The 19034-nt window shown below is 72.8% G+C and carries 20 protein-coding genes; 6 read left to right on the top strand and 14 right to left on the bottom strand.

The features are described 5' to 3' along the window. Positions 1-43: 43 nt before the first annotated feature. Positions 44-1006 (top strand): LysR family transcriptional regulator, encoded by a 963-nt coding sequence (locus tag C6376_RS04765; RefSeq protein ID WP_173985587.1) that lies wholly within the window; start codon positions 44-46, stop codon positions 1004-1006. Between the two features lie 75 nt (positions 1007-1081). On the opposite strand, the gene C6376_RS04760 is transcribed toward C6376_RS04765, so the two are convergent. Then, positions 1082-1846, bottom strand: coding sequence for a prolyl oligopeptidase family serine peptidase (locus C6376_RS04760; protein WP_107442250.1), 765 nt, complete (start codon positions 1844-1846; stop codon positions 1082-1084). 113 nt (positions 1847-1959) lie between these two features. Here C6376_RS04760 and C6376_RS04755 point away from each other — a divergent pair, with 113 nt between their 5' ends. Next, complete coding sequence (locus C6376_RS04755) at positions 1960-3123, top strand: adenosine deaminase (protein WP_107442249.1); 1164 nt, start codon at positions 1960-1962, stop codon at positions 3121-3123. A gap of 137 nt (positions 3124-3260) precedes the next feature. Further along, positions 3261-3614: an ATP-binding protein gene (locus C6376_RS04750; RefSeq protein WP_107442248.1), complete on the top strand. Its 354-nt coding sequence runs from the start codon at positions 3261-3263 to the stop codon at positions 3612-3614. Between the two features lie 122 nt (positions 3615-3736). On the opposite strand, the gene C6376_RS04745 is transcribed toward C6376_RS04750, so the two are convergent. The 5 genes from C6376_RS04745 to afsQ1 all read right to left on the bottom strand — a co-directional run bounded on the left by C6376_RS04745 (position 3737) and on the right by afsQ1 (position 7764). Continuing rightward, complete coding sequence (locus C6376_RS04745; RefSeq protein ID WP_107442247.1) at positions 3737-3940, bottom strand: PspC domain-containing protein; 204 nt, start codon at positions 3938-3940, stop codon at positions 3737-3739. 94 nt (positions 3941-4034) lie between these two features. Then, positions 4035-4586 carry a VanZ family protein gene (locus tag C6376_RS04740; RefSeq protein WP_107442246.1) on the bottom strand — a complete coding sequence of 184 codons (552 nt, stop codon included), beginning with the start codon at positions 4584-4586 and terminating at the stop codon, positions 4035-4037. A gap of 285 nt (positions 4587-4871) precedes the next feature. Then, entirely contained in the window at positions 4872-5498 is a 627-nt protein-coding gene (locus tag C6376_RS04735) for a hypothetical protein (protein ID WP_107442245.1), read from the bottom strand. Positions 5499-5500: 2 nt separating this feature from the next. Then, on the bottom strand, positions 5501-7090 hold the full coding sequence (locus C6376_RS04730) for a HAMP domain-containing sensor histidine kinase (protein ID WP_107442244.1): 1590 nt from the start codon (positions 7088-7090) through the stop codon (positions 5501-5503). After that, positions 7087-7764: a two-component system response regulator AfsQ1 gene (gene afsQ1, locus C6376_RS04725; RefSeq protein ID WP_173985586.1), complete on the bottom strand. Its 678-nt coding sequence runs from the start codon at positions 7762-7764 to the stop codon at positions 7087-7089. The genes C6376_RS04730 and afsQ1 overlap by 4 nt, the downstream gene beginning before the upstream one ends. A gap of 877 nt (positions 7765-8641) precedes the next feature. On the opposite strand from afsQ1, the gene C6376_RS04720 reads away from it, so the two are divergent. After that, positions 8642-9385: a SigE family RNA polymerase sigma factor gene (locus tag C6376_RS04720; protein WP_107442242.1), complete on the top strand. Its 744-nt coding sequence runs from the start codon at positions 8642-8644 to the stop codon at positions 9383-9385. 294 nt (positions 9386-9679) lie between these two features. Here the strand turns inward: C6376_RS04720 and C6376_RS04715 are convergent, their stop codons facing one another. After that, on the bottom strand, positions 9680-10384 hold the full coding sequence (locus C6376_RS04715; protein ID WP_107442241.1) for a uridine kinase: 705 nt from the start codon (positions 10382-10384) through the stop codon (positions 9680-9682). Positions 10385-10443: 59 nt separating this feature from the next. Between C6376_RS04715 and C6376_RS04710 the strand changes: the two genes are divergently transcribed. Continuing rightward, the gene (locus tag C6376_RS04710) at positions 10444-10851 is read left to right on the top strand and encodes a hypothetical protein (protein WP_107442240.1); all 408 of its coding nucleotides are present in this window, start codon (positions 10444-10446) and stop codon (positions 10849-10851) included. 96 nt (positions 10852-10947) lie between these two features. Here C6376_RS04710 and C6376_RS04705 read toward each other — a convergent pair whose 3' ends face one another. The 3 genes from C6376_RS04705 to deoC are packed head-to-tail and all read right to left on the bottom strand — an operon-like array spanning position 10948 to position 14256. Continuing rightward, complete coding sequence (locus C6376_RS04705; RefSeq protein WP_107442239.1) at positions 10948-11859, bottom strand: aldehyde dehydrogenase family protein; 912 nt, start codon at positions 11857-11859, stop codon at positions 10948-10950. After that, positions 11852-13288 (bottom strand): aldehyde dehydrogenase family protein, encoded by a 1437-nt coding sequence (locus C6376_RS04700; protein ID WP_107442238.1) that lies wholly within the window; start codon positions 13286-13288, stop codon positions 11852-11854. Before C6376_RS04700 ends, C6376_RS04705 begins: the two co-directional genes overlap by 8 nt. Before the next feature lie 5 nt (positions 13289-13293). Then, on the bottom strand, positions 13294-14256 hold the full coding sequence (gene deoC / locus C6376_RS04695) for a deoxyribose-phosphate aldolase (protein ID WP_107448775.1): 963 nt from the start codon (positions 14254-14256) through the stop codon (positions 13294-13296). A gap of 378 nt (positions 14257-14634) precedes the next feature. Between deoC and C6376_RS04690 the strand changes: the two genes are divergently transcribed. After that, the gene (locus C6376_RS04690; RefSeq protein ID WP_254075838.1) at positions 14635-15216 is read left to right on the top strand and encodes a PH domain-containing protein; all 582 of its coding nucleotides are present in this window, start codon (positions 14635-14637) and stop codon (positions 15214-15216) included. 276 nt (positions 15217-15492) lie between these two features. On the opposite strand, the gene C6376_RS04685 is transcribed toward C6376_RS04690, so the two are convergent. The 4 genes from C6376_RS04685 to C6376_RS04670 all read right to left on the bottom strand — a co-directional run bounded on the left by C6376_RS04685 (position 15493) and on the right by C6376_RS04670 (position 18972). Then, positions 15493-17124: a phospho-sugar mutase gene (locus C6376_RS04685; RefSeq protein ID WP_107442236.1), complete on the bottom strand. Its 1632-nt coding sequence runs from the start codon at positions 17122-17124 to the stop codon at positions 15493-15495. 152 nt (positions 17125-17276) lie between these two features. Continuing rightward, positions 17277-18101 carry a purine-nucleoside phosphorylase gene (locus tag C6376_RS04680; RefSeq protein ID WP_107442235.1) on the bottom strand — a complete coding sequence of 275 codons (825 nt, stop codon included), beginning with the start codon at positions 18099-18101 and terminating at the stop codon, positions 17277-17279. 103 nt (positions 18102-18204) lie between these two features. Further along, the gene (locus C6376_RS04675) at positions 18205-18483 is read right to left on the bottom strand and encodes a type II toxin-antitoxin system RelE/ParE family toxin (protein ID WP_107442234.1); all 279 of its coding nucleotides are present in this window, start codon (positions 18481-18483) and stop codon (positions 18205-18207) included. 51 nt (positions 18484-18534) lie between these two features. Further along, positions 18535-18972, bottom strand: a complete 438-nt coding sequence (locus tag C6376_RS04670; protein WP_107442233.1) for a gamma-glutamylcyclotransferase — start codon at positions 18970-18972, stop codon at positions 18535-18537. Positions 18973-19034: the final 62 nt, after the last annotated feature.

The raw sequence follows: 19034 nt of genomic DNA, 5'->3' as shown, positions 1-19034 counted from the left end.
CTCGCTGATCCGTCCAATGCACGGACTTGTCATAATCGTTCCCATGGTGCATCAGCAGAGGTCACGGACTCGCCTGTCACCGTCCGGTGACACAGAAGACACCGCCGACATGGCGAGGCTGCTGGCCCCCCGGCTCGCCTACTTCGCCGGGGTCGCCCGCACCGAGCACGTCACGCGCGCTGCCCAGGAGATGGACGTCCCGCAGTCGACGCTGTCGCGGGCGATGGTCCGGCTGGAGCAGGACCTCGGCGTCGACCTGTTCGCCCGCCGCGGCCGCACGGTCTCCCTCACCCCGGCCGGCCGCGCTTTCCTCACCTCGGTGGAGCGCGCCCTCGCGGAGATCGAGCGGGCCGCCGAGGAGGTCCGCGCCGACGCCGATCCGACGGCCGGCAAGGTCGCGTTCGGCTTCCTGCACACCATGGGTGCCGAGACCGTTCCCGGCCTTCTGCAGGCGTTCCGCGCCGACCACCCGCGGGTGCGCTTCAGCCTCGTGCAGAACTACGGCGAGGCGATGCTCGAAGGGCTCCGGGCCGGCGAGCTGGACCTCTGTCTGACCTCCCCGGTCCCCGACGCCCCGGACCTGGTCGCCCGCAGGCTCGACGAGCAGAAACTGCGTCTGGTCGTCCCGGCCGACCACCGTCTCGCCGCCCGCAGAAGGGTCCGCCTCGCCGAGGCCGCCGACGAGACCTTCGTGACCCTGGAACCCGGCTACGGCATGCGCCGCATCACCGACGACCTGTGCAAGGAGGCGGGCTTCCGGCCCCGGGTCGCCTTCGAGGGGGAGGAGGCGGAGACGCTGCGCGGGCTGGTGGCGGCGGGTCTGGGAGTAGCCCTGCTGCCACCGCCTGCCGTGGCCCGTCCCGGCGTGGTGGAACTGACGGTCACGGCCCCGCGGGCGGCCCGTGAGATCGGCGTGGCCTGGCTCGACGGCCATCCGGACACCCCGCCGGTGGCCGCCTTCAAGAAGTTCCTGCTCTCGAGACGGGGCAACCTGCTCCCGTCCTAGAACCCGTCCGGGCCGTGCTTGGGCCGGCGTGGTTTCCGCGGCGGGGCGCACGGCCGTGCCGCAGGCGCCGCGTTCCTACCGTCGCCGTAACGACTTCCCGAACCCGGCTGCCAGCGGCATGCGCAGGCCCAGCGGGGGCGGCGCCGCGAGCGCGTCCTCGACCGGGCGGGAAAAGGCCCTGCCGAACAGCGTGCCCATGACGAAGTCCTCGGCGAGGGCGAGGACCTCGGCGCGGTACTGGTGCAACCCGTGGCCGTCGGAGTGCACTTCGAACCGGCACACGTCCCGGTTCGCCTTCTTGGCGCGCGCCGCGAGCCGGAACGACAGCTCGGGGTCGCAGCGCTCGTCCTTGGTGCCGTGCACGAGGAGCACCCGTCGTCCCACGAGCTGCCTGACCGGCTCGGGCGGCGCCGCCATGTCCTCCTCCGGCAGCCACGGAGCCATCGCCAGAACGGAGTTGACGGCTTCGTGGCCGCCCGCGTGCAGCGCCGCCCGCGCGCCCATGTCGACGCCGGCCAGACATACCGGGACGTCCCCGTACCGCCGCACGATCTCGTCGGCGGCCCAGGACGCGTCGGCCGCGAGATGCGCCTCGCCGCCGTTCCAGCCGCGGTAGCGGTAGTGCACGGTGTGCACGGCCAGGCCCTCCCCGGCTCCCGCGCGGGCGAGTCTGCGCCCGAGGCCACGGACGGAGGCGGCCGCCCACAGTGCGGACGGTCGGCGGCCGGAGACCTCCTCGCCGCCCGGGAGCAGCAGCACCGCTCCGCTCACCGCCGTCTGCTCCGGGCCGAGCGCCCTCCCCAGCCGGGCCGTCCGAACCGGCGTCAGTTCCTGTGCCATGACAGAACAGTGTCAGAATCAGTGGTGTACTCCACCTGTCCGTGCGGTCACCGTTACATATCGGCGGAGTTGTACAACGCGCGATCTACGCGCGTAGGAGTTAGAGTGCGGTAATGACGAGCCAGAGCATCCAGACGGGCATCACCCCGAGCCCGGACCAGATCCGGCGGGCGCCCAAGGTTCTGCTGCACGACCACCTCGACGGCGGGCTGCGCCCCGGCACGATCGTCGACCTCGCCCGGGAGACCGGGTACTCCCGCCTCCCCGAGACGGACCCCGACAAGCTCGGCCTGTGGTTCCGGGAGGCCGCCGACTCCGGTTCCCTGGAGCGGTACCTGGAGACCTTCTCGCACACCGTCGGTGTGCTGCAGACCCGCGAGGCCCTGGTGCGGGTCGCCCGCGAGTGCGCCGAGGACCTCGCCGAGGACGGCGTCGTCTACGCCGAGGTGCGGTACGCGCCCGAGCAGCACCTCGACGCGGGGCTGACCCTCGAGCAGGTCGTCGAGGCCGTCAACGAGGGCTTCCGGGAAGGGGAGCGGGCGGCCCGCGGCAACGGCCACCGCATCCGCGTCGGCGCCCTGCTGACCGCCATGCGGCACGCGGCCCGCGCCCTGGAGATCGCCGAACTCGCCAACCGCTACCGGGATCTGGGCGTCGTCGGCTTCGACATCGCGGGCGCCGAGGCCGGTTACCCGCCGACCCGGCACCTCGACGCCTTCGAGTACCTCAAGCGCGAGAACAACCACTTCACCATCCACGCCGGCGAGGCCTTCGGGCTGCCGTCCATCTGGCAGGCGCTGCAGTGGTGCGGCGCCGACCGGCTCGGACACGGCGTGCGGATCATCGACGACATCGAGGTCGCGGACGACGGTTCGGTGAAGCTCGGGCGGCTCGCCTCCTACGTCCGCGACAAGCGCATCCCGTTGGAGATGTGCCCCAGCTCCAACCTGCAGACCGGCGCGGCCGCCTCCTATGCCGAACACCCCATCGGGCTGCTGCGACGGCTCCACTTCCGGGCCACCGTCAACACGGACAACCGTCTGATGTCCGGCACCAGCATGAGTCGGGAATTCGAGCACCTGGTCGACGCATTCGGTTACACGCTCGACGATCTGCAGTGGTTCTCGGTCAATGCTATGAAGTCAGCATTCATTCCTTTCGATGAACGACTTGCCATGATCAGTGACGTGATCAAGCCCGGTTATGCCGAGCTCAAATCCGAATGGCTGTTCCAGCAAACCGTCTCCACCAGTGGTTCCGTGGCAGCGGAAAACTGAGTGGGAAATCCTGGGCGTACGAAATGCGGGCGGGTGTTCACCAACCGTCCGCATTTCGGTGTTTGCTGTCGGCCCCGTCCCGTGTTTACGGTCGAGAACCGCTCGGTTCCCGTATCCCATTCGAGGACGCATTCATCATGAAGCAGTCTGCTGCCAAGACCCTCGGTGTCGCCGCTCTCGGCGCCGCCTTCGCCGCCGTCGGTGCGGGCGCCGCGAACGCCGCCCCCGCCGCACCGGACGCCACGCAGGCCCTGGACGGCATCACCCGCACGCTGCCGGCGGAGAACGCGACCCAGGCGCTGCCCGCCGCCGGACAGGTGCTGGCGCAGGCCCAGCCGACGGTCGGCGCCGGTCTGACCGCCGCCCGGCCGGTCGCCGGGAAGCTGCTCGCCGAGGGCCCCACCGCGCCCGTCTCCGGGCTGCTCGGCGGTCTGCCGCTGCAGGGCCTGCCCACCCACGGCCTGCCGGTCAACGGGATCCCGCTGGGCTGATCGGCGCCGCCTGCCGCGCCTGCCCCGTCACGCCGACGGGGCGTGCCCGTACGAACCGGGCACGCCCCGACGGTGCTCTCCGGTGCCCTGCGGCGTTCCGCGGCGCGCTGTGCGATGGCGGGTCACCAGGCGGTGCGCGCCGCCTTGCCCTCCGACGGCAGGAGCACCCAGAGGGCTATGTAGAGCAGGAACTGCGGCCCGGGCAACAGGCAGGAGAGCACGAAGATCACACGCATCGTGGTCGCGGAGGTGCCGAAGCGGCGGGCCAGCGCGGCGCACACTCCGCCGATCATGCGGCCGTGGGTGGGGCGGGCGAGGCTGGACATCTGCGGCTCCTTCGTGAGCGTCCGTCGGAGGCGGCCCTTGCGGCTGCTCTCTCTGACGACAACGCTACGGTGACGAAGGGGACGAAGCGTCGCTCTACGGGGCGATACCGACCCTGGGAATCCTCGGGGTGCGACCCTGAGCCGGCTCCCCCTGCCGGACCCCGGCACGCTCCCCGGGCTCCTCCCGGCCACGCAGCCACCCACGGACCGCCGGCACCACCGCGAGGTGCGCCAGGGCCACGCCCGCCGTGTTCAGCAGCAGCGAGTCGATGTCCGCGACCTGACCGGGCACCCCCGTCTGCAGCAGCTCGACGGCGAGGGACAGCAGTGCTCCCGCCGTCACCGTACGGACCAGGGAGGCGAGCGGCGACACCCACAGCCTGCCGTGCACCAGCGGGAGCAGGACGCCCAGCGGGGCGAACAGCCCGAGTCCGGCACCGATCCGCGACGCCGCCTCGGGCCAGCCGAGCCTCAGATCGGCGCGGATCCCGTCGAACGGATGCAGGTTGGCCGGCATCACCCAGGGAACGTCCAGCGGGCGCAGCGAGACCCAGGCGACGAACACGAGGTGGGCGGCCAGGAAGAGAATCCCGGTCGCGCGGATGCGGTACGCGGCGCTGCCGCCGATGGAGCCTTGACGCTGCACGCCCCCCAAGACGCGCCCCCCGGCACGATCGGTTCCGGCCCACCGGCGCGGCGCGCGGCCCGGCCCCGGCCGCGCCGCGCCCCGACAGACGATGACCTGCGACGACGTCGACGCCCCGCCCCGCATGAGGCGTCCGACACACCCGGCCGCCGCTCCAGCGGGTGGCGGGTGTGGCAGGCCGGCGCGGGGCCGCACGAGGCCGGCAGGGCGGCACAGGGCCCGGGGCGGGCCGCACGAGGCCGGCAGGGCGGCACAGGGCCTGCGGGGCCGGGAGGGGGCGGGCCCTCAGCCGCCGCTCGTGACGGCCGAGGACGGGGGTTCCGTGCTGCCGGGCCGCGAGCGGACCTCGTCGGTGCACTCGTAGCGGCGCACCGGCTCGGAGCCGGGACCGCCGAGGATCACCGACCCGTCGTCCTCGGCCGCCGCCGAGTCGGAGAAGGTGCACACGACCTGCGCGAGCGCGTACGAGGTGAGGTTCCCGGGCGGCACGCTCAGCCGCAGCGCGTCGTCCGGGTCCTTGCCGGCCGGACCGCTCACGGTCATGGCACCGCGCACGTCCGTCGTGTACCCGGCCTCCTTCTCGGCGGCGGACGGCGACTCGGCGAGCTGGTCCAGCAGGCCCTGCGCGACCAGCGCGCGCCGCGCGGGGCCGGCCGCGCCGTCCGGCACCCGCACACTGCGGTCCACCGCGACCAGCGCCGAACCGCACAGCAGGAACACCTGCACCGGCACCCCCGCGCGCGCGGCCTGCGGCGACGCGGCGGGGTCGGTGAGCGAGCAGCGCACCCGGGAGGGCGCGGGACCGAAGTCGGTCGGCACCTCGGTCGCCCGGATGCCGCAGCCCGCGAGCGGGCCGGCCAGGCCGGCCAGCACCGCGGCGGCGCACAGCCGTCGGACGGTCGCACGGCCCATGGTCACGATGCGTTCCCCTCGTCCAGCACGGTCGTCGCGCCCTGCTCGCCGTCGTCCGCGCCGTCCCGGTCCGCCGGCTCTGAGACGCCCCGCGGCAGTCGCAGCGTGAACACCGCGCCGCCCTCCGGGGAGTTGGCGGCGGTGATCTCACCACCGTGGATGTGGGCGTTCTCCAGCGCGATGGACAGGCCCAGCCCGCTGCCCTCGGAACGCGGCCGGGAGGCGCTCGCCTTGTAGAACCGGTCGAAGACGTGCGGCAGCACGTCCTCCGGGATGCCCGGCCCGTGGTCGCGCACGGCGATGACCACCGAGTCGTCCTGCGCCGACACCGACACCCGCACCGGCGAACCGCCGTGCTTGAGCGCGTTGCCGATGAGGTTGGCGAGGATGACGTCAAGCCGCCGCGGGTCGAGCCGGGCGTGGATGCCGCGCTCCGCGGCCAGGTCGACGGCGTCCAGCCAGGCCCGCGCGTCGATGCACGCGGTGATCTGGTCGGCGACGTCGACGTCGTCCAGGACCAGCCGCGCGGTCCCCGCGTCGAAGCGGGTGACCTCCATCAGGTTCTCCACCAGGTTGTTCAGCCGTCGTGTCTCGCTGACCACCAGCCGCACCGCGGGCTCGATCATCGGGTCGATGCTGCCCGACTCGGCGTCCAGCTCCTCCTCCAGCACCTCCGCGACGGTGGTGATGGCGGTCAGCGGGGTCCGCAGTTCGTGCGACATGTCGGCGACGAACCGGCGCGACGCCTCGTCACGGGCGGCCATGTCGTCGACCCGCTTCTCCAGCGCCTCGGCGGTCCGGTTGAACGTCCGCGACAGATCGGCGAGTTCGTCCGTCCCGGAGACCCGCAGCCGGGTGTCGAGCCGTCCCTCGCCGAGCCGGCGCGCCGCGACGCCCAGCCGGTGCACCGGCTTCAGGACGGTCGTGGCGGCGGCCTGCGCGAGCAGCGCGGCCCCGACCAGCGCGAGGGCGGTGGCGATCCCCAGCGACCAGGCCAGCGAGTTGAGGTCCTTGGCCTCCGGCGCCAGCGACTTGCGCATGTAGCCGGTCGGCCCGCCCCCGTTCACCCGGGTCCCGGCCACCAGGTACGGCGTCCCGTGGTCCACGACCCGCTGCCAGTACAGGTGGTACGGCGACTTGTTGCCGCCGATGACGTCCTGCTGCTTGTTCACCGCCGTGCGCAGTGACTCGGGGACGTCCTCCAGCGAGAACCCGTTGAGCCCGTTGGAGTTGCCGTACACGGTCTTGCCGCTGTCGTCCGCGCCCACCAGCAGCACGTTGAACCGCTGGCTGCTGTTGGCCATCTGCCCCGCGGTGTGCTGGAGCTCGTCCTGCGAGGGATGCTCCGGCAGCGAACCCGCCCGGTTCTGCATCTCCTGCTCGAAGTCCCGCAGCACCGAACCCTGGGTGCGGGTCAGCACGGCCTCGCGGTTCAGCCAGTACGCGATGCCGGACGCGGACACGGCGGCCGTCAGCGCCACCGCGCCGAAGACCACCACCAGCCGCAGGCGCAGGCTGGTGAGACGCAGCCGTGACACTTTTCCCCTGCGCGCCGCGGACCAGCCGCGGAGCCCCCCCTGCGGCTGTGTCACTGAGGCGCGTCCAGGCGGTAGCCGACGCCGCGCACGGTGCGGATCAGGACCGGGGAGGACGGCACGTCCTCCACCTTGGCCCGCAGCCGCTGGACGCAGGCGTCCACCAGCCGCGAGTCGCCCAGGTAGTCGTGCTCCCACACGAGCCGCAGCAACTGCTGCCGGGACAGCGCCTGGCCGGGCCGGCGGCTCAGTTCGAGCAGCAGCCGCAGCTCGGTCGGGGTGAGCTGGAGGTCCTCGCCGTTCTTCGTGACCGTCATCGCCGCGCGGTCGATGACGAGGCTGCCGAAGGTCGCCGAGTCGTTCGACTCGCGCTCCCCGCGCCGCAGCACCGCCCGGATCCGGGCGTCCAGCACCCGGCCCTGCACGGGTTTGACGACGTAGTCGTCGGCACCGGACTCCAGCCCGACCACCACGTCGATGTCGTCGCTGCGGGCGGTGAGCAGGATGATCGGCAGCTGGTCGGTGCGCCGGATGCGACGGCAGACCTCGAAACCGTCGATGCCGGGCAGCATCACGTCCAGCACGATCAGATCCGGCCGCTGCTCGCGCAGGAGCTTCAGACCGTCCTCACCGCTCGCAGCGGTCGCCACACGGTGCCCCTGGCGCGTCAGTGAGAGCTCCAGGGCCGTGCGGATGGCGTCGTCGTCCTCGATCAGCAACAGGGAAGGCACGGGCTCATTCTGGCCCATGAGGGGGCTGTCGTTCGACCCGTGGGTAGGTGCCGGTCCGGGCGCGGGCGCCGCGCGGTGGAGGCTCGGGCGGCGCGGGCGGGGCGCGCGGGGCCGGGAAAAGGCTGCGAACGCCTGTGCCCAAGCCGTATGAATGTCCGGTTCGCAGGCCCTCGGACCTGCGGTTTCGACGAACCCGGGCGGTCTTTCGCGGATGCGCGCACCCAGTCGTCGGGCCGCCGCGGTACCGGCGCGGGAAAACGGAATCCGCCGCTCATCGCCGCCGCCCGAGGCCCTGAGGTGAGCCCGGTCGGTGACCCGCGCGGCTCCCTGCGGCCCCCGGCGTGGCCGACGCCCTCGGGTCCCTGCTGCCGCGCCGAGGGCCGATGCCCCCGGGTCCCTGCGGCCCTCGGCGCGGCCGATGCCCCGGTGCCCCGGTGTGGCCGGCTCCCTGCCGCTTTCGGCACGGTCGGTCGGGTGGCCCTGCCGTGCGGAGCTTCCGCGGAGAGCCCTCGCTGACCGCTCCTGCCGGCCGCTCCCGTCGGCCGCCCCTCTGACCACCCGCTCCGACCGAATCCGCGGACCGCCCCGTGTGCCCGGAGTACCCCGGAGCACCCCTGTGTCCCCCGGAGCACCCCTGTGTCCCCCGGCGGTGACCTGCGGCGACCTGGTCGACTGCGGTACCGCGCAGTGCTGTGAAGTGTCTGTGCTGTTCCCGTGACAGGCCCCTGTGACAGGTCTGTGACAGACGGCGGACACGGCGATGAAGTGGTCCGGGCAGTCTTTTGGTCACGAGGCGGGGCGACGCGGAAAACGAACACCGCGGAACCCGGCCGAGGCACCAGACCGAACACCGTAAGTCCACGACGGGGGGCGCGAGATGAACACGCTGCACGGTATGAGCACCAACGCAGTCGCGGTCGTCACGCGTCTGCACGACGTGAACCGGGGTTCCGAGAAGTCCGGTGCTGTGACCGGGCGGGGGTGCGGTCGCGGCATCGGGCGTCAGAACGCCCCCTTCATGGCGGTCGTCGACACGGGGGAGCAGGCGGCTCACGGGGGAGCCGCGTACGGGGAGGACTCGGGGGAGCGTCGCTCCCTGACGGAGGCGGAGTTCACCGCCTACGTCCAGGAGCGCCGCGCCTCCCTGTACGCCACCGCCTACCACCTCACCGGCGACCGCTTCGAGGCCGAGGACCTGCTGCAGAGCGCGCTGTTCTCGACGTACCGGGCGTGGGAGCGGATCAGCGACAAGGCCGCGGTCGGCGGATACCTCCGCCGGACGATGACCAACCTGCACATCAGCGCGTGGCGCCGCCGCAAGCTGAACGAGTACCCGACCGAGGAACTGCCGGAGACGCCCGGCGACACGGACGCGATGCGCGGCACCGAACTGCGCGCCGTCCTGTGGCAGGCGCTGGCCCGGCTGCCCGAACTCCAGCGGACGATGCTGGTCCTGCGCTACTACGAGGGCCGCACCGACCCGGAGATCGCGGAGATCCTCGACATCAGTGTCGGCACGGTGAAGTCGAGCATCTGGCGGTCGCTCCGCCGGCTGCGCGAGGACGAGGTCCTCAGCTTCGGCCGTGACGAGGAGGACGCCTTCGGGGAGCTGGTCGCCTGAGGGTGAACGGGGGAGGGCCCGGCTCCGCTCAGGGGAGCCGGTGAACGGGGGAGCGGTGCCGGGGGGACCCGACGGGGGACGTACGGGGGAGCGGCACCGCACAAGCACGGGGGAAGCACCACACGGGGGGAAGCACGGGGGAAGCACGGGGGAGCGGGGCTGGAGGGCCGGGGGGTCCGTCCAGTCCCGCTTTTTCCGCGTCTCGTCGCGGTCACCCGCGCTGAGTGCCGGTCCGGTTCGGTCCGGTCACCGTGGCGGTCCCGTTCGGCCGGGCCGTCCGAACGAACGCACGTCCTAGACGGCGGTCTGCGTGGTGGTGGCGCGGTGGCCCGCGGCGGCGGCCAGGCGGCCCAGTGCCTCGTCGCGGTCGCAGGCGTACGCGCCGAGCCCGGTCTGCCGGGCCACGATGGAGCGTTCGGCGCGCATCAGACGCCAGCCGCGCCGCAGGAGGAAGGGCACCGACTTGCGGCCCTCCTTCAGATCGCGCAGGAAGCGGCGGCGGAAGGTCTTCACCGGACCGCGGCTCAGGCACAGCGCGTCGGCCAGGACGCCCAGCTCCCGGCAGCGGACGACGATCTCGGCGGCGAAGATGCCTTCCGCGATGAACAGCGGGGTCCGCCCGATCTCGACCGCCTCCTCGCCGGTGCGCGCGCTGAGCGAGAGGTCGTAGACGGGAACATGAGTGCGCCCGGTGCCGCACAGGTCCACGATCGCGGCGACGGCCGCGTCCGCGTCCCACGAGTCGGGGTGGTCCCAGTCGATGTCGGAGCTGCCGGCGACCGACGGCAGCGTCGGGTCGTCGCCCTCCTTGTAGAAGTCGTCGAGCCGCAGCACGGGAAGGCCGGAGCGGGCCGCGAGCAGGGACTTGCCGGAGCCGGAAGGGCCGCAGAGCAGCACGACTCGGGTCGGTATGGGCGGAGGGGGCGTCACGGGAAACCAGTGTGAGGCATCCACCGGTCCGTCAACGACCCCGCGGGTCGGCTTTGATGCGCGCGTCACATCTCAACTACCCTTCGTGGCGACCTGATCACCTTGCGCATCAGAAGGCGGCATCGACGATGGCCCGACACGACTTCTCCCGCAGCTCCACCGGCCGGCGCGCACTCGCCGCCCTCGCGACCGCCGGAGTGGCGCTGGGCGCGGGCGCCTCGGCCGCCTCGGCGGCGACCGGCGAACCGGTCCCCGACGTGGCGCACAGCCGGCCCACCTCGGTCGGTTCCATCGACGAGCAGGTGGGCGTGCAGGGGGCGCTGGGCGCTCTGCCGTACGTCACCGGCGCCGTCTCCGGCCTCAAGCCCAACCCCCTCGCGGGCACCGGCGTCGACCCCCTGGACAACGGCGTGGGGACCCAGCTCGCCGACTTCCAGCCCCTGACGTCCCGGATGGTGACCGCCCCGGTCGCCCAGGCGCAGTCGGTCGGGTCGGTCCCCGTGCTGGGCGAGGCGACGAAGGTGCTGGGCGGCTGAGCACCCCCGGCGGCAACAGAAGGGGCCGCGTCTCCTGTGGACGGAGAGGAGGCGCGGCCCCGCTCGTGGGGGCGTCGGCGCGACGCCCCCGGGCCGTCAGTACGACGAGCCGGACGCGCCCAGCGAACCCGTCGGGTGCCAGACGGTCTTGGTCTCCAGGAAGGCCGTCATGCGGTCGATGCCGGGAGTCGCCGCCCAGTCGTCCACAGGCTGTGGACGAAGAACGCGCTTGAGGTTGTCGGCCGCGGCGATCTCCAGCTCCTTCGCCAGCGCCTCGTCGGCACCCGCCAGGTCGATCGCGTTGACGTCCTGGTGGGACGCCAGGGGCGCCGCGATCTCCGCCGTGCGGCCGGAGAGGACGTTGACGACGCCGCCGGGCAGGTCGGAGGTGGCGAGCACCTCGCCGAGCGACAGCGCCGGCAGCGGCGACCGCTCGCTCGCGATCACCACGGCCGTGTTGCCGGTGGCGATCACCGGGGCGACGACCGAGACCAGGCCCAGGAAGGACGAGTCCTGCGGTGCCAGGACGGTCACGACGCCCGTCGGTTCCGGCGAGGAGAGGTTGAAGTACGGACCCGCGACCGGGTTCCCGCCGCCCACCACCTGGGCGATCTTGTCGGTCCAGCCCGCGTACCAGACCCAGCGGTCGATCGTCGCGTCCACCGCCGCGGCCGCCCGGGACTTCGACAGGCCCTCGGCGTCGGCGACCTCGCGGGCGAACTGCCCCCGGCGCCCCTCCAGCATCTCCGCGACGCGGTAGAGGATCTGGCCGCGGTTGTACGCCGTGGCCCCGGCCCAGCCGCCGAACGCCTTGCGCGCGGCGACCACCGCGTCACGCGCGTCCTTGCGGGACGACTGCGGCGCGTTGGCCAGCCACCTGCCCTGTGCGTCGGTCACCTCGTACACCCGGCCGCTCTCCGAACGCGGGAACTTCCCGCCGACGTACAGCTTGTAGGTCTTGAAGACGCTCAGACGCGGCTGCTCGGTCTTCTCGGACTTGTCAGACATCGAGGTACGCCTCCAGGCCGTGGCGGCCGCCCTCGCGGCCGAAGCCCGACTCCTTGTACCCGCCGAACGGCGAGGTCGGGTCGAACTTGTTGAACGTGTTGGACCAGACGACGCCGGCCCGGAGCTTGTTCGCCACCGCGAGGATGCGGGAGCCCTTCTCCGTCCAGACGCCCGCCGACAGGCCGTACGGCGTGTTGTTGGCCTTGGCGACGGCCTCGTCCGGAGTGCGGAAGGTGAGGACCGACAGGACCGGGCCGAAGATCTCGTCCCGGGCCACGGTGTGGGCCTGGGTGACGTTCGTGAAGAGCGTCGGAGCGAACCAGTAACCCGCGTCCGGCAGCTCACAGGCCGGGGACCAGCGCTCCGCGCCCTCCGCCTCGCCCTGCTCGACGAGCGAGGTGATGCGGGTCAGCTGCTCCTCGGAGTTGATCGCGCCGATGTCCGTGTTCTTGTCCAGCGGATCGCCGAGGCGCAGCGTCGACAGCCGGCGCTTGAGGGAATCGAGCAGCTCCTCCTGGATCGACTCCTGGACGAGGAGACGGGAGCCCGCGCAGCAGACCTGGCCCTGGTTGAAGAAGATGCCGTTGACGATGCCCTCGACGGCCTGGTCGATCGGCGCGTCGTCGAAGACGATGTTGGCGCCCTTGCCGCCCAGCTCCAGCGTGAGCTTCTTACGGGTGCCCGCGACGGTCTTCGCGATCGCCTTGCCGACGGCCGTGGAACCGGTGAAGGCCACTTTGTTCACGTCGGGGTGGGCGACGAGCGCCGCCCCCGTGTCGCCGTACCCGGGCAGGATGTTGACGACGCCCCTGGGCAGACCGGCCTGACGGCAGACGTCCGCGAAGAACAGGGCGGACAGCGGTGTGGTCTCGGCCGGCTTCAGGACGACCGTGTTGCCGGTGGCGAGCGCCGGGGCGATCTTCCATGCCAGCATCAGCAGGGGGAAGTTCCAGGGGATGACCTGTCCGGCCACGCCCAGCGGCTTCGGCGCGGACCCGAACCCGGCGTGGTCGAGCTTGTCCGCCCAGCCCGCGTAGTAGAAGAAGTGCGCGGCGACCAGCGGCAGGTCGGCGTCGCGCGTCTCCCGGATCGGCTTGCCGTTGTCCAGCGTCTCCAGGACGGCCAACTCGCGGCTGCGCTCCTGGATGATCCGGGCGATGCGGAACAGGTACTTCGCCCGCTCGGCGCCGGGGAGCGCGGACCAGGTGCCGAAGGCCCTGCGGGCGGCCTTCACGGCACGGTCCACGTCCGCCTCGCCTGCCTGGGCGATCTCGGAGAGGACCTCCTCGGTGGACGGCGAAACGGTCTTGAAGACCCTGCCGTCGGCGGCCTCGGTGAACTCGCCGTCGATGAACAGGCCGTAGGAGGGGGCGATGTCGACGACCGAGCGGGACTCGGGCGCCGGTGCGTACTCGAATGCGGAAGCCATGGTGATCAGTCCACCGTCACGTAGTCGGGGCCGGAGTAGCGGCCGGTGGCCAGCTTCTGACGCTGCATCAGCAGATCGTTCAGGAGCGAGGAGGCGCCGAAGCGGAACCAGTGGTTGTCCAGCCAGTCCTCGCCCGCGGTCTCGTTGACCAGGACCAGGAACTTGATCGCGTCCTTGCTGGTGCGGATGCCGCCGGCGGGCTTCACACCGACCTGGACGCCGGTCTGGGCGCGGAAGTCGCGGACGGCTTCCAGCATGAGCAGGGTGTTGGCGGGGGTGGCGTTGACGGCGACCTTGCCGGTGGACGTCTTGATGAAGTCCGCCCCGGCCAGCATGCCGAGCCAGCTAGCCCGCCGGATGTTGTCGTACGTCGACAGCTCGCCGGTCTCGAAGATGACCTTGAGACGGGCGGCCGTGCCGCAGGTCTCGCGGACGGCGACGATCTCGTCGTACACCTTCATGTACCGGCCGGCCAGGAACGCCCCGCGGTCGATGACCATGTCGACCTCGTCGGCGCCGGCGGCGACCGCGTCACGGACGTCGGCCAGCTTCACGTCCAGGGCGGCGCGGCCGGCCGGGAAGGCGGTGGCGACCGAGGCGACCTTCACGTCGGAGCCCGCGACGGCCTCCTTGGCGACGGCCACCATGTCGGGATAGACGCAGACCGCGGCCGTGGCGGGGGCCGTCCGGTCGGTCGGGTCGGGACGGACCGCCTTCGCGCCGAGCGCCCGGACCTTGCCCGGGGTGTCCGCGCCTTCCAGCGTCGTCAGGTCGACCATCGAGATGGCGAGGTCGATGGCGTACGCCTTGGCGGTCGTCTTGATGGAACGGGTGCCGAGCGTGGCGGCGCGCGCCTCCAGGCCGACCGCGTCGACGCCGGGCAGCCCGTGGAGGAAGCGGCGCAACGCGGCGTCGGACGCGGTCACGTCGGTGAGCGCCGGGGCTGCGGTGGGTGCATTGGTGGGCATGGTCACCAGACGAGCATATCTACGCGCGTAGCGGGTGTACACCCCCGGAAGTCGTTCGGGCGCTCGTCGCACGCCGGGGCACCGCGTATGAGCGGATCGCGGGCTTCGGGCACAATCGGGGCCATGACGAGCCCGGAAGACCAGTCACCAGAGCCACGGCCCGCGAAACCCGCGGGCGCCCCGGAGCCCGAACGGCCCGCGGGCACCACGGGGCCCGCGGGGACTCCCGGGCTCTCCGGATCCCCGGGCTCCCCGGCGGACCCTGGTTCTCGGGCCGACCCGGGTTCCCTGTCCGCTTCGGGTTCCCAGGCCGGCGCGGACTCCCCGGCGGACCCGGGTTCTCCGGCGGCTCCGGGGTACCAGGAGCCACCGGAACCCGTGACGAAGGACCGGGTCTACCGGTCGTCCGCGGGCGTCGCCAGTGGTGCGGCGCTGCTCGGGCTGGCCGCCTGGCTCGGCGTCGACGCGATCGTCTCGGGTGAGGGGCGCACGCCCTGGCTGGCGCTCGCGACGCTGATCCTCGTCGTGCCGCTGATCATCGCCTTCACGCTGCGGCCCGCCGTGTACGCGGGCCCGGACCGGCTGCGGGTGCGCAACCCGTTCCGGTTGATCGTGCTGCCCTGGGGCCAGGTCGCCACACTGCGGTCCGGCTACTCCAACGAGGCGATCGCCGTGTCGGGGAAGAAGTTCCAGCTGTGGTCCATTCCCGTCTCGCTGCGGGCGCGCAAGCGGGCCGCCCGGGGGAAGAGCAGCCGCCTCGGCGGGGCCGGCGCGACGGCCGCGGACGGTCCTCAGCGGGCCCGCGGCGACCGGGACGTGGACGAGCTGCGCGAGGTGTGGGAGGCGCGGCAGCAGGAGGAGAGCGCGCAGGGCGAGGTGTCCGTGCGGTGGGCCTGGGAGATCCTGGGCCCGGCCGCGGCGGGGGCCGTGGTGCTGGGGATCCTGCTGGCCGTGGGCTGAGGTCCGGCCGGCGGCCCGCGAACGCGACGTGCGGCAGGTCGGGCGGTGGCCACGACCGAGGGCCGCGTCTGCGCCCGGGTCCGAACAGCGCCGGAAGGCCGAGGCCGGGGCCGGGGCCGGTGTGGGTGCCGGGCCTCCGGGCCGCTGCGGTGAGGCCTGCCGGGCGGGCGTCGGCGGTGCCTCCCCAAGGGGACGTCGGCGGTGCGCCGCCCGCCGTCCGGTCCGCGCCGCCCGCCGCCCGCCGCTCTCCGTCGTCCGCCCGCCGCGCCCGGGCGGTCAGATGCCCGCTGCCGCCGACAGGTCCCGCTTGAGGTCCGTCAGGAGTGCGGTCGCCCTGGTGCGGGCGGCCGGCAGGTCGGCGTGGGCGGCGACCGGGACGACGACTTCCAGATAGCACTTCAGCTTCGGCTCGGTGCCGCTGGGCCGGACGACGATCCTGGCGCCGTCGAGCGTGTAGCGCAGGCCGTCGGTGGGGGGCAGCCGGTCCGTGCCCCGGGTGAGGTCCTCGGCCGCGGTCACGGCCAGGCCCGCGAGGGAGGCCGGGGGCTGCGCGCGCAGCCGGTCCATCGCGCGGGCGATGACGGCGAGGTCCTGCACCCGGACCGAGAGCTGGTCGGTGGCGTGCAGACCGTGCTCCACGGCGAGGTCGTCCAGCAGGTCCAGGAGGCTGCGGCCCTGCTCCTTGAGCTCCGAGGCCAGTTCCGTGACGAGCAGGGCGGCGGTGATGCCGTCCTTGTCCCGGACGCCCTCAGGGTCGACGCAGTAGCCGAGGGCCTCCTCGTAGCCGTAGCGCAGGCCGTCCACGCGGGCGATCCACTTGAAGCCGGTGAGGGTCTCCTCGTAGGGCAGGCCCGCCTTCTCGGCGATGCGGCCGAGGAGGGAGGAGGAGACGATCGACTCGGCGAACGTGCCCCGCGCGCCGCGCCGGACGAGATGCGCGCCGAGCAGTGAGCCGACCTCGTCGCCGCGCAGCATGCGCCAGTCGCCGTCGTGCGGGACGGCCACCGCGCAGCGGTCGGCGTCCGGGTCGTTGGCGATGATCAGGTCCGGGGCCGTCGCGCGGGCGGCGGCGAAGGCGAGGTCCATCGCGCCGGGCTCTTCCGGGTTGGGGAAGGCGACGGTCGGGAAGTCCGGGTCGGGCTCGGCCTGCTCGGCGACGAGGACCGGCTCCGGGAAGCCCGCGCGGGCGAAGGCGGCGAGCAGGACGTCCTTGCCCACGCCGTGCATCGCCGTGTAGACGGTGCGGGCCGTGCGCGGGGAGCCCTGGGCGAGGACGGCGTCCGTGCGGGCCAGATAGGCGTCGAGGACGGCGTCGTCGAGCGTCTGCCAGCCGTCCTCCGGACGGGGGACGTCGTCCAGCGAGACGATCGCGTCGATCTCCGCCGCGATCCCCGCGTCGGCGGGCGGCACGATCTGCGAGCCGTCGCCCAGGTACACCTTGTAGCCGTTGTCGCGGGGCGGGTTGTGGCTGGCGGTGACCTCGACCCCGGCGACCGCGCCCAGGCGCCTTATGGCGAAGGCGAGGACGGGTGTGGGCAGGGGACGGGGGAGCACGGCCGCCCGGAATCCCGCGCCGGTCATCACGGCCGCGGTGTCGCGGGCGAAGTCGGCGGACTTGTGGCGGGCGTCGTAGCCGATGACGACGGTGCCGCCGGCCTGGCCGTTCTTCGTGAGGTAGGCGGCGAGACCGGCCGCTGCGCGGATCACCAGGGACCGGTTCATCCGCATGGGCCCGGCGCCCAGCTCGCCGCGCAGGCCGGCGGTCCCGAACCGGAGGGTGCCGGCGAAGCGGTCGGCGAGCTCGGTGACGTCCCCGGCCTCGATGAGCTTGGCCAGCTCGGCGCGGGTCTCGGGGTCGGGATCCTCCGCGAGCCAGGCCTGGGCGCGGGCGAGGAGATCGTCGTGCACGGGGGTCACCCTCCGGTTGTGTGTGGACGCGGCTTGTCTACCAGCGCGGGCCGGATCCGGCCGGCCCGACTGGGGTTCCCCTCCGGGGAAGTGCGAGAACGAGGCCCGTCCTGAGCCTTGGGGACCGGGGACGGCCGCCCCCGGCGGAGCGCTCAGAGCCGGCCGAGCACCCGGGCCAGCAACGACCCCATGCGCGTCGCGCTGTCCCGGCCGGCCTGGAGGACCTCCTCGTGGTTCAACGGCTCGCCCGTCATGCCTGCGGCGAGGTTGGTCACCAGGGAGATGCCGAGCACCTCGGCGCCCGCCTCGCGCGCCGCGATGGCCTCCAGCACGGTGGACATGCCCACCAGGTCCGCACCGATGGTCCGCGCCATGCGGATCTCGGCCGGCGTCTCGTAGTGCGGACCCGGGAACTGCGCGTAGACGCCCTCCTCGAGGGTGGGGTCGATCTCCTTGCACAGGGCGCGCAGCCGCGGCGAGTAGAGGTCCGTCAGGTCGACGAAGTTCGCGCCGATGATCGGCGAGGTCGCCGTCAGGTTGAGGTGGTCGCTGATCAGCACCGGCTGACCGGGACGCATGCCCTCGCGCAGACCGCCGCAGCCGTTGGTCAGCACGATCGTCTTGCAGCCGGACGCCACCGCGGTGCGCACGCCGTGGGCGACGGCGGCGACGCCACGGCCCTCGTAGTAGTGGGTGCGGCCGAGGAACACCAGCGCCCGCTTCTCGCCGATCCGGTACGAGCGGACCTTGCCGCCGTGCCCCTCCACCGCGGGCGGCGGGAACCCGGGAAGGTCGGTGACCTGGAACTCGGCGTCGGCGGCGCCCAGGGCGTCCACGGCGGGCGCCCAGCCGGAGCCCATCACGAGGGCGACGTCGTGGGTCTCGGCGCCGGTCAGTTCGCGCAGGCGCGCGGCGGCGGCGTCGGCGGCGGCGTGCGGGTCGCCCTGGATGTCGTCCGGGAGAAGAGATGCGTTCACGCGGGAGAGCGTAGCCGGTTTGTTCCTACGCGCGTAGATGACAGAGCCCACGGGAATGCGATCGTTGTCTTGTCGTTTCCGACGAGGGGCGGCCGCGGCGCCCTCAGGCGTCCGTGATCAGGATGTCCTTGTCGTTGAAGACCTCGACGATGAAGATCAGTAGGCGTCCACGGCTGACCGTGTACTCGACCAGGATGTTCTGGGTCAGGCGGATCGTGCGGTCGTCTCCGGTGGACCCCAGGGGCCTCGACACCGAGAGGAACGGATCGCGCGCCAGCAGGGCGATGCCCTTGTCGAACGCGGCGCGCTGCTGATCGTCGAGCCGGTCGCGGGCCTCGGCGGCCTGCACCGTGTAGTAGACGTCGTACGTGCTGGGGCCCATGCCGATCTCCCGTTGCCGCGCAGATGCTCCGAGTGTAGAAGGCGGCCGCGCTCAGCAGGGCCTCTTGCGGAGCTCCATCACGTAGTCGTGGGGCGCACCTGCCGATTCCGCCGCGTCCGCGACCTCGCCCAGGTACCGTGCCGACGGCAGACCGCCCTCGTAGCCGTTCAGTACGTACATCCAGGCGGACTCCTCGCCCTGGAGCGTCTGCACCCGTACCCGGGCTCGCCGGTAGATGCCGAGGCCCACGCCCTCCCAGCGGTCCAGCGACTCCTCGTCCATGGGGGCGACGTCGTACAGCGCGACGAACACCTGCGCGCCGGGCTCCTCCACGACCGTCGCCAGCGCGCCCTCCCAGCCGAGCTGCTCGCCGCCGAACGTCAGCCGCCAGCCGTTCAGCCAGCCGGTGGCGCGCAGCGGTGAGTGCGGGGTGCGGCGGGACATCAGCCGCGCGTCGAGGTTGCCGGCGTACGCGGCGTAGAGCGACATGCAAGGAGAGTACGGCAGTGCGCGCAGGCGTCACTCTGGTCACAGTCCCGGCTCCCGCGGCC

The sequence above is a fragment of the Streptomyces sp. P3 genome (genome assembly GCF_003032475.1).
Taxonomy (GTDB): Bacteria; Actinomycetota; Actinomycetes; order Streptomycetales; family Streptomycetaceae; genus Streptomyces.
Note: the sequence above shows the minus strand (reverse complement) of the source record. Positions and strands in the feature narration are given on the sequence as shown.

Excerpts from the sequence above, each read along its gene's own strand:
- C6376_RS04675 (WP_107442234.1), bottom strand. The coding sequence starts at position 18,483 with ATGGGCCCCAGCACGTACGACGTCTACTACACGGTGCAGGCCGCCGAG.
- C6376_RS04705 (WP_107442239.1), bottom strand. The coding sequence starts at position 11,859 with ATGTCTGACAAGTCCGAGAAGACCGAGCAGCCGCGTCTGAGCGTCTTC.
- C6376_RS04750 (WP_107442248.1), top strand. The coding sequence starts at position 3,261 with ATGAAGCAGTCTGCTGCCAAGACCCTCGGTGTCGCCGCTCTCGGCGCC.
- C6376_RS04720 (WP_107442242.1), top strand. The coding sequence starts at position 8,642 with ATGAACACGCTGCACGGTATGAGCACCAACGCAGTCGCGGTCGTCACG.
- C6376_RS04760 (WP_107442250.1), bottom strand. The coding sequence starts at position 1,846 with ATGGCACAGGAACTGACGCCGGTTCGGACGGCCCGGCTGGGGAGGGCG.
- C6376_RS04670 (WP_107442233.1), bottom strand. The coding sequence starts at position 18,972 with ATGTCGCTCTACGCCGCGTACGCCGGCAACCTCGACGCGCGGCTGATG.
- C6376_RS04765 (WP_173985587.1), top strand. The coding sequence starts at position 44 with ATGGTGCATCAGCAGAGGTCACGGACTCGCCTGTCACCGTCCGGTGAC.
- C6376_RS04700 (WP_107442238.1), bottom strand. The coding sequence starts at position 13,288 with ATGGCTTCCGCATTCGAGTACGCACCGGCGCCCGAGTCCCGCTCGGTC.
- deoC (WP_107448775.1), bottom strand. The coding sequence starts at position 14,256 with ATGCCCACCAATGCACCCACCGCAGCCCCGGCGCTCACCGACGTGACC.
- C6376_RS04710 (WP_107442240.1), top strand. The coding sequence starts at position 10,444 with ATGGCCCGACACGACTTCTCCCGCAGCTCCACCGGCCGGCGCGCACTC.
- C6376_RS04755 (WP_107442249.1), top strand. The coding sequence starts at position 1,960 with ATGACGAGCCAGAGCATCCAGACGGGCATCACCCCGAGCCCGGACCAG.
- C6376_RS04745 (WP_107442247.1), bottom strand. The coding sequence starts at position 3,940 with ATGTCCAGCCTCGCCCGCCCCACCCACGGCCGCATGATCGGCGGAGTG.
- C6376_RS04735 (WP_107442245.1), bottom strand. The coding sequence starts at position 5,498 with ATGGGCCGTGCGACCGTCCGACGGCTGTGCGCCGCCGCGGTGCTGGCC.